A 13,534-nucleotide genomic window follows, 5' to 3' on the forward strand; every position below is an offset into this window, starting at 1 on the left:
ACGAAAGCGAGAAGGAGCACGCCATGCAGCAGGCAACCTCGGTATCGGATCTGAGCATCGCCAACCGCACGCTGGTGATGGGCATTGTCAACGTCACGGAGGATTCCTTCTCCGATGGCGGTAAGTGGTTGGACGTCGATGCCGCCATCAACCACGCCCGCGAACTCGTGGCGCAGGGCGCTGACATGATTGACGTCGGCGGTGAGTCCACCCGGCCGGGTGCGGTGCGGGTAGAGGCGGACGTCGAAAAGCGCCGCGTGGTTCCCGTCATTAAGACGCTGAGCGAGCTGGGCATCCGCACCTCCGTGGATACGATGCGCGCCTCGGTGGCCCGCGCGGCGGCAGCGGCCGGTGTGGACATGATTAATGACGTCTCCGGTGGCCTGGCTGATCCGGAGATGTATCGCGCGATGGCCGAGGCCGGCGTGCCCGTGTGCCTGATGCACTGGCGCACGCTGCAGGAAGGCGCCTTTGGCTCCGCGGCCGGAAGCGCCGACCACGGCGGCGATGTGGTGCGCGACGTGCATGAGACCCTCGAGCGACTGGCAAATAATGCGCTGGCGGCCGGCGTGCGACGCGATAATATCGTGCTCGATCCGGGCTTGGGCTTTGCCAAAACCCCGCAGGATAACTGGGCGCTGCTCAAGGCCCTGCCGGAGTTTCTCGACGCCGAATTCCCCATGCTGGTGGGAGCCTCGCGCAAGCGCTTCCTTGCCGCCATCCGCGAGGACCGCGGCGTGGAGTCCAGCCCGCTGCTGGCCGATCCCGCGACTGCGGCCGTGACCGCCATTTCCGCCCAGATGGGCGCGTGGGGCGTGCGCGTGCACGAGGTCGCCGTCTCGCGCGACGCCGTCGATGTGGCCGCTGCTTGGAACGCCGGCACCAGCTACGCGGGCGGCGCCAGGGCGACCGGTAGCTATAGCAATGGCGCTGATGGCAATGGAACCATGAAATCCACCGCCCTACCGCGCAACCCTGAGGAGTAAAACATGGCAGACCGCATCGAGCTCACCGGCCTAGAATGCTTTGGCTACCACGGCGTCTTCGAAGAAGAAAAGCGTACGGGCCAGCCTTTCATCGTGGATATCACCTGCTGGTCCGAGTTCGCCGAGGCCGCCGCCACCGATGATCTGACCAAGACCATCAATTACGCCGAGCTTGCCGACGTCGCCGCGAAAATCATCGAAGGCCCCGCCCGCGACCTCATCGAGACCGTCGCCAGCGAGGTCGCCGATACCATCATGGAGACCTTCGAGGGCCTGCATGCCGTGGAGGTCACCCTGCACAAGCCGCAGGCGCCGATTCCGCGCACTTTTGCCGACGTCGCCGTGGTCGCCCGCCGCTCCCGCAAGCACGCGAGGACCCTCTAATGCGCGCGGTGTTGTCCATCGGCTCCAATATGGATGACCGCGTGGAGCTTTTGCGCACGGTATTCGACGAGTTTGCCGGCGAGATAGTTGCCGCCTCGCCCGTCTATGCCACCCCGCCGTGGGGCGTGACGGACCAAGACGAATTCCTCAACGCGGTGCTCATCGTGGACGTGGACGAGACTCCGAAGGAACTCCTGCGCCGCGGGCAGAAGCTCGAAGAGGCCGCCGAGCGCGTCCGCGTGCGCCACTGGGGGCCGCGCACGCTGGATGTAGACATCATCGATATCGAGGGCTATACCTCCGAGGACCCGGAGCTTATCGTCCCGCATCCTTATGGCCACGAGCGTGCCTTCGTGCTGATTCCGTGGTTGGCGGCCGATGCTGGTGCTAGGTTGAGTGGGGAGGGCGTCGCCAAGCGGGTAGCAGCACTCGACCCGAAAGAGCGCGCCGAGATTCGCCGGCTGGGCATGATGGAGGAGCTATGACACGGACCTCGCTGGGTGCCCTCATCGGCACCGGGGTCTTCTTTGCCGCCGCGGCGGCCATCCTCACCACGCGCTTTTATGGCTCCATGCTGCAAATCCCGGTAACGGTCTCGGCCACGCTGTGGCTTATGGCCGTCATCTGTGTGGCGCTGACCTGGAAGGTGGATCAAGCCACCGAGGACGAGCATGGCATTGGCCTGGATAATTCGCAGCTCAACCCCATGACCATCACGCAGTTCATGCTGGTAGGAAAGGCCTCGGCATGGACGGGTTCCATCGTGGGTGGCATTTATGCCGGCATTGCCGTCTACGTCATCCCCAACGCGGGTACGCTCACCGCGGCCTCCGATGACCTCGTGGGCGTCATTGCCTCTGCGCTCGGTGGCCTCGCGATGGCTGCTGCTGGCCTGCGGCTAGAGCGACACTGCGAGACCCCGCCCCCACCAGATGGGGTACAGGCGGTACATTAGTGAGCATGACTGAGCCGCGCTCTTCTTCTAGCAAAACTCCCGCCAAGACGACCAAGCCGGATCTGGGCCAGACCGGGCTCATCGTCCTCGTGGTGTTGGCCGTTGTAGCCAGCATCGTCATGCTGATTTCCGGCTCTGCCGCAGCCCTTAAGATTGCGCTCATCGCCGCTTTGTGGGCTGCCGTGCTTGGCTTCTTCCTGGTGATGCGCTACCGTCGCCAGGCCGAGGAATCCGTGACCAAGCTGGAGCTGCAGGAGCGCGCTCACCGCGCCGAGCTCAAGCAGGCCCGCACAGCCGATGGCCAGCCGCTGCCGGATCAGGAACTGCTGGATGAGATCCGCACCGAGCTGGCTTCCATCCGCAAGCAGATTGAAGATCTTTCCGGCCAGAACTTCACCTATGAACCGGCCGCTCTGCACGCCGAGGCGCGCCGCATCATGCAGCTCGAGGCCCAAACCGCGGCCGCTGCTCGCCCTGGCTCTGAGGAGGGCAATGTGGACTTCACCCAGTCCTCTTCTGGCGCCCCGTCCGCCGATGCCATCGCTGGCCGCTTGGGTAACCAGCCATCCGCGGCGCACGCCGAGGCTAATCCGCTTAATGACATCATCAGCGAAAAGACTCGTGCGCAGCGTACCTCCGGCAAGGCTTCTGGTGCCTCCACCTTTAATACTGGTGGTTTCCAGGCCGTGCGCTGGGATACCGGCGGCGATGATTCCCTGAAGAATACCCGCACGTCCGCGGCCAGCGAGCACCACGGTAGCCATCGCAAGCCAGAGGCTGCCACCACGGCCAATGACGAAACCCAGGACATTCCGCAGCAGCCGGCACCACAGCGCGATGAGCGTGCGGAGTACCCGGGCTCCGGCCAGCACGTAGCCCCAGAAAAGTCCGAGCCGGTGCGCCAGAAGGCGGGCCGCGCGCATCACCGCGCGGCCGCCGATGAGCCCGATTCCCGCGGCCGCCGCCGCAGCGATGATAAGCGCGAGGGCGCGGTCTCCGTGGCCGAGCTGCTGGCCCAGGCGAAGAAAAAGAAGGATAAATAAATGCGCCCGCCACGCATGCGGGTAGCACTCTTCGGTCGTAGCTCGGCTGGTATCAACCTAGCCGGAGAAATGGCGCGTGCCGGCCACGAGATTGTTGAAATCTCCAATCCAGCGGAGCTTTCTTCCTTTGAGGCGCTTATCATTGCGGTCGGCGATGCTCGCCTAGATGCTGCAGTAGAACTACTGGAACCCCACGTTCACCGCGGTCTTATTGCCGTCCACACCTGCCTGTCGCGTGGCGTACAGGTTTTGGATCCGCTGGAGACTCGCGGCTGTGTGGTAGCCGCGCTTGCCCCTATCGTTTCTGGACGGTGGGCTGCAACCACCTTGGATGAGCTAGGTGAAACCATCGTGGAACTCATCGCCGGGGAGTTTCACGCCGATGTTCTCGCATTATCGGACGCCGAGCGTGCCCCTTTTGCCGCACGCGTCTACTATGCCGACATGCTGCACCGGCTACAGGTACCTGCGGCACGGGAAGCAGAATTTTTCGCCCCGACGGAGGAATGGCCGCCGGTAGGCAGTGACTTTGATAGTCAAGAAGCCATTGCTGCCTACCGCGGCGCCACCGATCCCGGCCTGCGCCGCAGCTATGTGGAGGTTGCCCGCCGCCTAGGCGAGGTAGACGGCCGCGAGGAGCTAGAAATGTGGGCCCTACAAGAGGAGAGCCGATGAGCCTGGAGATGGGAAACGCTACCGTCATCAACGACATTGAGCGCATCCGCATGGTCGGTAGTGCTTTTCACAAGACTGGCCGTCCGGTGGCCTTCGTGCCGTTGACCAATGGCGTGCATGCCGGTCATATCGCGTTGGTGCGCGCGGCCAAGCACATCCGCGGCGCGGTTACCGTCGTGGCCCTGCAGTCCCCGCACGAGGAGGACCTTGAACTCCTGCGCGCCGAGGGCGTGGACATCGTGTGGGATTACTCGCCAGAGGCCTTGTGGCCGCACGGCCGCCGCATCGCCGTGGCTCCGGCCGACGCCGCGACCGCCCTCGAGCCGGACCTCAGCGAGGATCTCTCGCTGTACCTTGCGCTCATCCTGACGCTTTCGCCTACCGACGTCCTCCTCGGAGAAAAGGACTACGAGCTCCTCCTCGCCATCCACCACGCGGTCCAAGACTTCCACTTAGGCGTGCGCGTGCAGGGCGTGCCCGCCGTACGCATGCCTGATGGCGTGGTGATGAGTCTGCGCAATACCAACGTCCCGGCCGACTCCCGTGACCAGGCTGCGGCCCTATCCGCCGCGCTGACTGCCGGCGCGCATGCCGCCGAGGCCGGTGCCGATAAGGTCCGCGAGGTTGCTGCGGAAGTCTTGCGCGCAGCAGGCGTTGAACCGGACTACCTCGAGGTGCGCGGCCGCGACCTCGGCACGCCTCCCGAGGAGGGGGATGCCCGCTTGCTCGTCGCCGCGACAATCGGCGGCGTCCGCCTCATCGATAATGTGGGCCTGCCGCTGGGCATTGGGTTTAATAATATTGAAGAACACGAAGCCAAGGCCGAGCTCGAGCGTGAGCAACAACACGAGCAACAGCGCGCGCAGGGTACCGCTTCCCAGCAGCCATCGGAGGACTAATGACCGATATCCAGATCCGCGACCTTGACCCGCGCGATGAGCCCAAGGCTATTTCTTTTGCCATCGAGGGCATGCACCTGCACTGGTTTGTGAAGAGCCGCCGCTTCGAGCGCGCCTATGGCCGCTACTTTTGGGACTTAGAGCGCGCCAAGGCCACCGATATCCTGGCCGCCTACGATGGCGACCGCTTCCTCGGCGTGCTGTTGGCCTCCATGAAGGGCAAGCCCGCGCTGCCATATCCGTGGTGGCGCAAGGCGTTTGTTCACGCGGTGGAAATCTTTAATAACCTGCGCCCGGGCGGGCACCGCGATGACTACGATGCCGCCAATCAGGACATGCTGCTCAAGTACTTGGGCAAGCACCCCATCGATGGCGAAATCGGCTTCCTCGTCGCCGACCCCAATTCCGGCGTGAGCGGCGTGGGCACGGCGCTGCTCGAGGCCTTCGAAGCCCGTCACGAGGGAAAGAATGTCTACCTGTTTACCGATGACGGTTGCACTTACCAGTTCTATGACAGCCGCGGTTTCACTCAGGTGGGCGAGCGCACCATCGCGGTCAACGAGGACCGCGACTTGGAGTGCATGCTCTATGTGCGCCGCCTTGGCACGCCGCAGTCTTAGCGTGCCGCAGGCTTAGCGCGCCAACGCGCCCATCGGATCCCAGGCCGGCAGGGTGGTGACGGACTCGGACTGCAATGCCGCTTGGTACTGCTCCGGCAGGCGGGAGGGGTGCACGGCGATTTCGAAGACGAACTCGTCGAACCAGTCATCGGCCATGGTCCAAAAGCCCTTATCGGCCTTCTTCGGGCCCCAGGAATTCTCCACGCGCCAGCGATTGACGGTGCCATCGTCTGCGATATCGGCGCCGGTAAACACCATCGCGTGGGTCATCATGGACTCGTGCAGGCGCAAACGCTGCGCCTTGTCCAGATCCATCTCCACGCCGTAGAAGGCCTCATAATCGTGCAGGTGCTTGGCCCACACGCCGTGCTCATCATCGGATTGCTGGTCGGTATCGCAGCCGAACCAGACCGGCTGGCCGTCCTCGATGGAGGCACGCGCGGCATCGCGCAGCACCTCCACAGGCGCGTTCAAATAGGTCACGCGCTTTCCCGCCACGTTGCCCAGGTACTCCACGGTGTAGAGCTCGCCGTAGGCATTGCGCGGGTCGTTGACCACGCAGACGTACTCGCTTAGGTCCGCCGGCAGGTATTCCTCGGCAAACTCCTGCGGGGTATAGGTGCCCGCGCGGTGGAACTCATCGTCCTTATCGCGGTACTGCCACACAAAGTCCTCGGGTGGCAGGCCCAGGTTGGCGGTGAGGATACGGTAGACGTCGGCAAGCGCCTGCTCATGCGCGCCCTCTTCGCCGCTGCGGATGCGGTGGGCGGCGCGGCGCAGCACGGTCTGCAGATTGCGGTTAAGCATCGCCGTGGCCTCGGAAGAGGCGGTCTCCGGCATGGCGTACTGCGGCACCACACCGTACTTTTCCACCAAGGCGACGAACATGGACCACTGGCCGCCGTCATCGATGGGATCATCCATGAGCTTGGCGACGGTGCGGTCCGTAATCTCGCGGTCCTTGAGCTCAGCCATGGCGGTGAGGAACCAATTGGCCTTTTCCAGCTTGTCAAAGAAGTAAATATAGGTCTGCGAGAGCTCAAAGTCCTTGAGCTTGGCCTTGTCCATGAGCCCGCCGCGCAGGGAATTGAGGCCGGCAAAAATCCAGCAGCGGCCCGATGCCTTCTGGTCGGCCACGCCCCAGGAATCTAGCTTATGGCTGGTTACCGGAGTAAGGCTGCGCAGTTGCTCACGGTCGAGGCTGAGCTTGTCGACGCCCTCCTGGGCCACCCCATTGCGTACCAGGCGCAGCGTGGCATCGCTGGTGAGCTCGGCGGTGGCGGCATGAACCTCGTTCGGTTTAATCTCTGTCATTTTTCGATTCTCCTTAGTTCATCCGGTCCCAGAGGGGAAGCTCAATCGGTTCGGTGGCAAGAGCCTGGGCAAGCGCGTCGCTCAGGTGCTCCTTGCGCACGGCGATGTGGAAGACGTTCTGGTCAAACCAGGCATCGGCCATCGTGGCAAAGCCTTTGCCGGGCACGTCCTCGCCATCGTCCTTGCGCGGCGGCTTAGAGCCCCAGGAGTTCTCCACGCGCCAGGCGCGGTCACCATCGACGCCGGTGAGCACCATCGCGTGGGTGGGCGCGGTCTCGCCGGAGGTAAAACGCTCCTCCTTGCTCATGGAGGAATCGATCCCGTAGAGGCCATCGGTATCTACCAATCCCTCGTCCCATACGCCGTTGAGGAAGGAGAACTGGCGGTTGACATCGCAGCTAAACCACACCGGCTCACCGGCCGCCAGGCTGCGCTTGGCAGTTTCCTTCAGCTCAGCCGCGCTGACGTTGAGGTACTCCTGCGGTGCGCCGCCCAGCACATTGGTCTCCTCGGCGCTGCTAAAGACGCGATGCTTGGGGTTGGTGGAGCGGGGGTCATCGGCCAGCACCACGTACTCGTCCAGGTGCGGCAGGTACTTATCCGCAAACTCGCGCGGGGTGGAGTGCAGCCGCACGAATTGCTCGTCCTTGGTGCGATACGCCCAGGTAAATTCCTCCGGCGGGGTGCCCAGGTGGATGGCCAGGATGCGGTGGATATCCTTGCGCGCTTGGGCGAGGATTTCTTCGCGCGGTCCGTCCTGGGCGGCGGCACGACGCACCACCGTGGCGAGGTCGCGGTTCATCTCCGCGGTATTTCCAGACGAGCGCACCTCCGGCATGACCTCGGCAGGAACGGCGCCGTACTTGGCTACGAGGTTGCTAAAGAAGCACCACCAGCCGCCATCGGCCCCCGCGTGGTCTAGCACCGCGGCGACGGTGCGCTCGTCCCAGCCGGCGTCCTTCTTGTCCAGCAGCTGGTTGAGTACCAAGTTGGCACGTTCCAGCTTGTCAAAGTACTGCAGGTAGGTGAAGGAAAACTCGAAGTTATCAACGTTGAGCTCCTTGGCCGCGCGGTGACGGAAGACGTTCAGCGCCGCGAACATCCAGCAGCGGCCCGAGCGCTTCTGGTCCGATACGCCCAAGCTATCCAGCTTGACCTCGGTGGTGGGGTAGAGGGCCGTAATGCGGTCGCGGTCCAGGGCCGCCTTGGCCGCCCCGACGTTGGTAATGGCGTTGCGCGCGATGCGCAGCCGGGAATCGGCCGCGGCCTCCTCGCGCAAGTGGGATAGGTATTCGTTGGTGAGCAAAGTCATAGTTTCGGTTTTAGCAGACCCAAGCCCACAGCGGCGCGGGCGGGTGGAGCTAGAGGTAGGCCGCCAGCTTGCCGACGGCCCCCGGAGTCCCCACTTCCTCCGGCAACCACGGAACCTCGCGCACCGGGGTATCGGGCAGCTGGGTGCGCAGGAGTGCGAGCGCCTCATCCTCGGCGGCGCGTCGGGCGGCCAAGAACTCGCCTTGGTTCTCCGGGGTGCGCCGGTTAACCAGCATGGATCCCACCCGCACACCGTTGCTCGTGAGGTCCGCATGAAACTCGGCAGATTCCAGCACAGGCAGGCGCTCAGCGGTGAGCACGATGTGGAACACGGTGCACGGGGAGGTAAGAGCGGTGCGCAGCTGGGCAAAGCGCTCGCGGCGCTGGAAAAGCGTGGCGCGAATTTCCTGATTGCGCCGGTCCACTGGGTCATTATCCGCGCCGCTTCCTTGCGACATACCGCGCACCAGCGAGCCGAATTTATCGGATTTCTCGCGCCGGGAGAGCAATCCATCGGTATAGGCGGCCATGATCTCCGGCAAGGCCATCAGCCGCGAAGTGTGCCCAGAGGGGGCGGTATCGAAGATGAGGTAGTCGAAGTCCGACTCCTCCACGACGAGCGCCGCTATGCGCTCCAATAGGGCCGCCTCCTGTGTGCCGGGCGATTGCCGGGCCAAGTCGAGGTGCTTCTTAACCTCACCGTGCAGGTGCTCGGGCATAAAGCGGCGCATCGAGTTCCCTACCTGCGCTAGGTGTTGCTCGGTCGCGCGTGCAGGGTTGATCTCGATGGCGGACAGGGTAGGGGTGAGGTCTACGGGGGCGTCGCCAAGCGAGGCACCAAAAATATGCCCCAGGTTATGCGCCGGGTCCGTGGACACCAGGCAGACGCGGTGATTGCGGGACAAGCGTAGCGCGGTAGCGGTGGCCAGGGTAGTTTTACCCACCCCGCCCTTGCCGCCAAAGAACATGATGGGTGCGGTCTCTAACAACATTGAATATTCTCCAGCGGGGATCTATCCATTCCCATGCGCGTATGCCAGGCGTGGAAATCCTCATAGACCAACGGCAAAAGCTCCAGGGTGTAATAACTGGCCGGGTTGGGGATGCCGAGCGCCTCCGAGGCAACCAGCATCATGAAGAGATCATCTTCTTGCTGCTGGGCTCTGGCAAAGCTGGCGCGATACGGGGCCTGGTAGTACTCATTGAGCCCGGCCGCAAGTGCCTTAAGCTTGTCGAGCATGCTCGGGCAGTGGGGCGTCAAGGTCATCATCGGTCCACTCCAGCGGGGTCTCCTTGCGGGCGCGGGAAATGGCGCCGACGGCCTCCACGATGACCCAGATGGCGGCGACCACGATGATGATGTCCATGCAGAATAGCAGCCAGTTCTGGCTGGTAAAGAGGGACTTCAGCTGGAGGAGTGCGGCCCACAGTGACATGGCGGTAACGAAGATGAGTGGGAAGACCACCGGCCACGTCGGCCGACGCAGGTGGGTCAGGATGACCACCACAATGGCCAAGGAAAGGCCCGCCATGAGCTGGTTGGTGGTGCCGAACAGCGGCCAGATGGTCATGCCGCCGGAGCCATCCGCGCCGGCGGAGAAGGTCAGGCCGAAGGCCAAGCCCACCGCGATGACGGTGGCGGCCAAGGCCTTGATGCGCACGCCCATGATCTCGCCAATTTCTTGCACCACGAGGCGCTGCAGGCGCACGCCCGAGTCCATGGTGGTGGCAGCGAAGAGGACGGCCATGGTGGCCAAGATGGTGCCGGAGAGGGAGGTGGGAATCCCCATGCCCTCATTCATGAGCGCGCCGCCGCCTTGTACGAAGGCCTCCACGCCGCCGGCATTCCACTCGGAGTAGATCTCTTCCCACTGCTGCAGGGACTTAAAGCCTGCGGTGGTGGCGATGATGGTGCCCAGCGCGAGTAGGCCCTCGCCCACGGCGCCGAAGTACCCCACAAAGCGCACGTCAGTTTCCTTATCCACCTGCTTGGACGAGGTGCCGGAGGCTACCACGCCGTGGAAGCCGGAGATAGCGCCGCAGGCGATGGTGACAAAGAGCAGCGGGAAGATGCCCGGGGTGCCCTCCGGCACGTTGTCGCGCAGCGCCGGTGCGGCCAGCGAAGGGCGGGTAATGAGGAAGGAGCCGTACAAGATGGCCAGGCCCACAAAGAGCTGGAGGCCGTTGATGTAGTCGCGCGGCTGCAGCAACACCCATACCGGCAGCATCGAGGCGATGAAGGCGTAGATGAATAGCAAGATGATCCACACGCCGTTGGCGGGGATGCCCAGGACGGTATCCGGTAGGACCACGGGCACGCGGTCACCGATGATCATCAACGCGTAGAGCGCGACAACGCCCACGATGGAGACCAGCGGCAGGTTCCAATTCAGGCGGTAGATGGCCTGGCCGATAAGCAGCGCGACGACGATGGCGCCCCACGTGGGGATTACGGCCGTCGGCGTGGAGACTAGCAGGTTCGAAATGACCACGGCGAAGGCCGCATTCACCATCAATAGCAGCAGGAAGATGACGATGAGGAAGAGGTTGCGCCCGCGTTTGCCAATGTAGCGACCAGACAACGTGCCGATGGACTGGCCCTTGTGGCGCTGCGACGCCCACAGTGCACCTAAATCGTGCATGCCGGCAAAGAAGATGGTGCCGAGGGTGACCCAGAGAAACGCCGGACCCCAGCCCCAGATGACGGCTACGGCCGGACCAATGATGGGCGCGGCGCCCGCCACGGATGTGAAGTGGTGGCCCCATAGGACGTATTTATTGGTGGGTACATAGTCCACGCCGTCTTCCATGGTGTGGGCCGGGGTGGAGTAGTTCGGGGATAGCCGGAAAATGCTCTTTCCTAGGACCTTGGAATAGAGCAGATAGCCGGCGCCCATCATCGCGATGCCGATGATGGCGAGGACAAGAGAGTTCATGGTGTGCGTCTCCTTATGGGCGGTCAGGTGGCGTGTCTCACACGTGCGAATAGTATGCCATAACTCACATAGGTAGTAGCCCGTGGGGGAGACCGGTGGGTGGATTTATATTTGGAAGACGCAGCCGGCGCAGTGCCTCATGCTGCCGGTAGGGAAAACGACTGCGCGGCCCCTGCTCCTGTGGAGGAACGAGGGCCGCGCGGTGGGTGCTTAGACCAGGTGGTGGCTACTTCTTATCGACGCCGATATTGCCGTCCTTCTTCCACACCACAACCACTGCAGGGCGAGGGGTGGACTTGCCGCCCTCTGGCCAGTGGGAGGTCTGCTTTTCAAAGGTGGCGTCATCGGTCTCGCCTGGGTGCTGGACGTTGACCATCACGCGCTCATCGGTGACGATGGGGCCACAGGTCTCGGCGCCCGCCGGAACCGTCAGGAAGCACTTGAGCTCACCGCGGGTATCGCCCTCAGTGGTCACGGCGTAGAGGCCATCGTTGGACTCAAGGGCGTTGCCGTCGGTAGAGATCCACAGGTTGCCGTGGCTATCGAAGGCCAGGTTATCCGGGCAGGAAATCGGGGAGACCTTTTCCTTGTCAAAGCCACCAAAGTAGGTATTTGCTTCCTTCGGGTCACCACAGACCAGGAAGAGGTTCCAGGTGAACTTCTCGCCAGCATGGTCATCTTCAATCTCCATGACCAGGCCGTTCTTGTTCTCCTTGACAGGAGCCCACTCCATCGGCTCTTCCTTGTTCTTCTTGGCATTCTCGCCGGTAGCGCCGCGGTACTTATTATTGGTCAGGGCCACGTAGACCTTCTCGGAGTCTGGGTGAACCTGCATATCCTCAGGGCGGTCCATCTTGGTGGCGCCCACCTTATCGGCGGCCTCACGGGTGTAGACGGCAACCTCTTCGGCAGACATGCCATCAACGTGGGACTCGAACTTATTGTTCTCGGTATCAGAGGTCAGCAGCTTGACCCACTCGCCCTTGCCGTCGAAGGAGCCGTCCTCTGGCAAAACGCCAGAGCCATCGATTTCATCCTCGGGGGAGTTGCCCTCCAGCTTGGCCACGTACAGGGTGCCGTGATCCAAGATGCTGAGGTTGTGCTCGATATTGCCCTCTTCGTACTTCTTGGTGGAGACGAACTTGTAGATGTACTCAAACCGGGAGTCATCGCCGGAGTAGCACACCACGGTGCCATCGGAGGCGATGTGGACGTTGCCGGCCTCGTGCTTGAATCGGCCCAGAGCGGTGTGCTTGACCGGGGTGGACTTCGGGTCCAGCGGGTTGATTTCTACGAGCCAGCCAAAGCGGTTAGGCTCGTTCGGCTCCTTGGAGACGTCGAAACGCTTATCAAAGCGCTCCCATTTGCGCTGGGTCTCGCCATCTTCCAAGCCGAAGCGCTCCAGGGACTCCTGTGCCTTCTTGTCATCCAGCTTGGCGTGTGCAAAGTACTGGTCAAAGTTCTCTTCGCCAGAGAGCATGGTGTTCCACGGGGTGATACCGCCGGAGCAGTTAGCCAGGGTGCCCTTGACCTTCTTGCCCGTCTTATCGGCGGAAGTCTTTACAAACTCGGAACCGGCAGCCGGACCTACCAAGGTGAATTCGGTAGTAGCGGTAATGCGGCGGTTGAGTGGACCAAACTCGCGCTTGAGTTCACCGGTATCGCCTACCTTGGACACCTCCACGATGGAGTGGCCGTGGCCAGCCCAGCCAATCTTGGCCTGCTCTTCGGTGGGGTTATCCGCATCGTAGTTAGGGAACATCTGCGGTTCGGTGGTGTACTCGTGGGAGCAGACGTAGATAAGGCGGTTGTCATCGTCCGGGTGCTCGATGAGGCCGGCGAAGTCATTGTTGAAGCCGAATTGCTTCTCGGCTGCCTCGGCGGTCTGGTTCTTGTCATCGAATTCCGGCGCGTCCTCAAACAGCGGGTCGCCCCAGGCAATGAGGACGGACTGCTCGTAGCCATCCGGGATGACCACTTCGTCCTTCTCGTTTGGCTGTACTGGGTCGAACTTCATGCCTTCTGCGGAGGTGAGCTCAACGTTCGCCTCAGAGGTTTTGCCGCCCTTGCCCTCGGAGGAAGAAGCCTCATTAGACGCATCATCCGGGTTGGAGCAGGCCGCCAAAGCAGCGCCGCCACCAACGGTTACGACCGATAGGCTGCCCGCACGCAGCGCGGTACGGCGGGAGAACTGGTCAGCAAAGTACGGGTTATTGGACTTGTTCTCGCACTCGCCAAAGCAAGCATTACCGCACTTGTAGGTGCAGGTCAGGCTGGAACGAGAGGAGGCAAAGAGACTAGAGAGAAGGTTGCGGCCTTTAAGCGCCATTATTACTGCTCCAAATGGGTTGAAAATATTGTTTAGACACGGGGACAGCCATTTATATAAGGGGATCTCAGTAACTGTGCGT

Annotated in this window: 14 protein-coding genes; 8 read left to right on the top strand and 6 right to left on the bottom strand. The window is 62.6% G+C overall.

Annotated features, from left to right (window positions below):
* Positions 1–23 precede the first annotated feature (23 nt).
* Genes folP through MHK09_RS05420 form a run of 8 tightly spaced genes read left to right on the top strand, consistent with a single transcriptional unit; the run spans position 24 to position 5,562 of the window.
* Positions 24–986, top strand: coding sequence for a dihydropteroate synthase (gene folP, locus MHK09_RS05385; protein WP_250412910.1), 963 nt, complete (start codon positions 24–26; stop codon positions 984–986).
* Between the two features lie 3 nt (positions 987–989).
* The gene (folB, locus tag MHK09_RS05390; protein WP_150851412.1) at positions 990–1,370 is read left to right on the top strand and encodes a dihydroneopterin aldolase; all 381 of its coding nucleotides are present in this window, start codon (positions 990–992) and stop codon (positions 1,368–1,370) included.
* Positions 1,370–1,855: a 2-amino-4-hydroxy-6-hydroxymethyldihydropteridine diphosphokinase gene (gene folK / locus MHK09_RS05395; RefSeq protein ID WP_005329907.1), complete on the top strand. Its 486-nt coding sequence runs from the start codon at positions 1,370–1,372 to the stop codon at positions 1,853–1,855. The genes folB and folK overlap by 1 nt, the downstream gene beginning before the upstream one ends.
* Positions 1,852–2,325, top strand: a complete 474-nt coding sequence (locus MHK09_RS05400) for a DUF3180 domain-containing protein (RefSeq protein ID WP_005329908.1) — start codon at positions 1,852–1,854, stop codon at positions 2,323–2,325. Before folK ends, MHK09_RS05400 begins: the two co-directional genes overlap by 4 nt.
* Positions 2,326–2,330: 5 nt before the next feature.
* Positions 2,331–3,368, top strand: coding sequence for a DUF6779 domain-containing protein (locus MHK09_RS05405; protein WP_034668822.1), 1,038 nt, complete (start codon positions 2,331–2,333; stop codon positions 3,366–3,368).
* Positions 3,369–4,043 carry a Rossmann-fold NAD(P)-binding domain-containing protein gene (locus tag MHK09_RS05410; RefSeq protein ID WP_005329912.1) on the top strand — a complete coding sequence of 225 codons (675 nt, stop codon included), beginning with the start codon at positions 3,369–3,371 and terminating at the stop codon, positions 4,041–4,043.
* Positions 4,040–4,942 (top strand): pantoate--beta-alanine ligase, encoded by a 903-nt coding sequence (locus MHK09_RS05415; RefSeq protein ID WP_250412911.1) that lies wholly within the window; start codon positions 4,040–4,042, stop codon positions 4,940–4,942. Before MHK09_RS05410 ends, MHK09_RS05415 begins: the two co-directional genes overlap by 4 nt.
* Positions 4,942–5,562: a GNAT family N-acetyltransferase gene (locus MHK09_RS05420; RefSeq protein ID WP_179386989.1), complete on the top strand. Its 621-nt coding sequence runs from the start codon at positions 4,942–4,944 to the stop codon at positions 5,560–5,562. Before MHK09_RS05415 ends, MHK09_RS05420 begins: the two co-directional genes overlap by 1 nt.
* Before the next feature lie 12 nt (positions 5,563–5,574).
* Here the strand turns inward: MHK09_RS05420 and MHK09_RS05425 are convergent, their stop codons facing one another.
* From MHK09_RS05425 to MHK09_RS05450, 6 genes are all read right to left on the bottom strand, one after another.
* A complete protein-coding gene (locus MHK09_RS05425) occupies positions 5,575–6,876 on the bottom strand; it encodes a C1 family peptidase (RefSeq protein ID WP_200435733.1) in 1,302 nt (433 codons plus the stop codon).
* Between the two features lie 13 nt (positions 6,877–6,889).
* A complete protein-coding gene (locus MHK09_RS05430; protein WP_200435734.1) occupies positions 6,890–8,188 on the bottom strand; it encodes a C1 family peptidase in 1,299 nt (432 codons plus the stop codon).
* 49 nt (positions 8,189–8,237) lie between these two features.
* Entirely contained in the window at positions 8,238–9,179 is a 942-nt protein-coding gene (locus tag MHK09_RS05435; RefSeq protein ID WP_200435735.1) for an ArsA family ATPase, read from the bottom strand.
* Positions 9,170–9,427, bottom strand: coding sequence for a cory-CC-star protein (locus MHK09_RS05440; RefSeq protein WP_250412912.1), 258 nt, complete (start codon positions 9,425–9,427; stop codon positions 9,170–9,172). The genes MHK09_RS05435 and MHK09_RS05440 overlap by 10 nt, the downstream gene beginning before the upstream one ends.
* A complete protein-coding gene (locus MHK09_RS05445; RefSeq protein WP_250412913.1) occupies positions 9,411–11,123 on the bottom strand; it encodes a carbon starvation CstA family protein in 1,713 nt (570 codons plus the stop codon). Before MHK09_RS05445 ends, MHK09_RS05440 begins: the two co-directional genes overlap by 17 nt.
* Positions 11,124–11,349: 226 nt before the next feature.
* A complete protein-coding gene (locus MHK09_RS05450; RefSeq protein ID WP_250412914.1) occupies positions 11,350–13,452 on the bottom strand; it encodes a PhoX family protein in 2,103 nt (700 codons plus the stop codon).
* Between the last annotated feature and the right edge of the window lie 82 nt (positions 13,453–13,534).

This window comes from Corynebacterium tuberculostearicum, from assembly GCF_022347235.1.
Lineage (GTDB): Bacteria > Actinomycetota > Actinomycetes > Mycobacteriales > Mycobacteriaceae > Corynebacterium > Corynebacterium tuberculostearicum_F.

Excerpts from the sequence above, each read along its gene's own strand:
- folK (WP_005329907.1), top strand. The coding sequence starts at position 1,370 with ATGCGCGCGGTGTTGTCCATCGGCTCCAATATGGATGACCGCGTGGAG.
- MHK09_RS05405 (WP_034668822.1), top strand. The coding sequence starts at position 2,331 with ATGACTGAGCCGCGCTCTTCTTCTAGCAAAACTCCCGCCAAGACGACC.
- MHK09_RS05410 (WP_005329912.1), top strand. The coding sequence starts at position 3,369 with ATGCGCCCGCCACGCATGCGGGTAGCACTCTTCGGTCGTAGCTCGGCT.
- MHK09_RS05435 (WP_200435735.1), bottom strand. The coding sequence starts at position 9,179 with ATGTTGTTAGAGACCGCACCCATCATGTTCTTTGGCGGCAAGGGCGGG.
- MHK09_RS05425 (WP_200435733.1), bottom strand. The coding sequence starts at position 6,876 with ATGACAGAGATTAAACCGAACGAGGTTCATGCCGCCACCGCCGAGCTC.
- folP (WP_250412910.1), top strand. The coding sequence starts at position 24 with ATGCAGCAGGCAACCTCGGTATCGGATCTGAGCATCGCCAACCGCACG.
- MHK09_RS05400 (WP_005329908.1), top strand. The coding sequence starts at position 1,852 with ATGACACGGACCTCGCTGGGTGCCCTCATCGGCACCGGGGTCTTCTTT.
- MHK09_RS05450 (WP_250412914.1), bottom strand. The coding sequence starts at position 13,452 with ATGGCGCTTAAAGGCCGCAACCTTCTCTCTAGTCTCTTTGCCTCCTCT.
- MHK09_RS05445 (WP_250412913.1), bottom strand. The coding sequence starts at position 11,123 with ATGAACTCTCTTGTCCTCGCCATCATCGGCATCGCGATGATGGGCGCC.
- MHK09_RS05420 (WP_179386989.1), top strand. The coding sequence starts at position 4,942 with ATGACCGATATCCAGATCCGCGACCTTGACCCGCGCGATGAGCCCAAG.
- MHK09_RS05415 (WP_250412911.1), top strand. The coding sequence starts at position 4,040 with ATGAGCCTGGAGATGGGAAACGCTACCGTCATCAACGACATTGAGCGC.
- MHK09_RS05430 (WP_200435734.1), bottom strand. The coding sequence starts at position 8,188 with ATGACTTTGCTCACCAACGAATACCTATCCCACTTGCGCGAGGAGGCC.
- MHK09_RS05440 (WP_250412912.1), bottom strand. The coding sequence starts at position 9,427 with ATGCTCGACAAGCTTAAGGCACTTGCGGCCGGGCTCAATGAGTACTAC.
- folB (WP_150851412.1), top strand. The coding sequence starts at position 990 with ATGGCAGACCGCATCGAGCTCACCGGCCTAGAATGCTTTGGCTACCAC.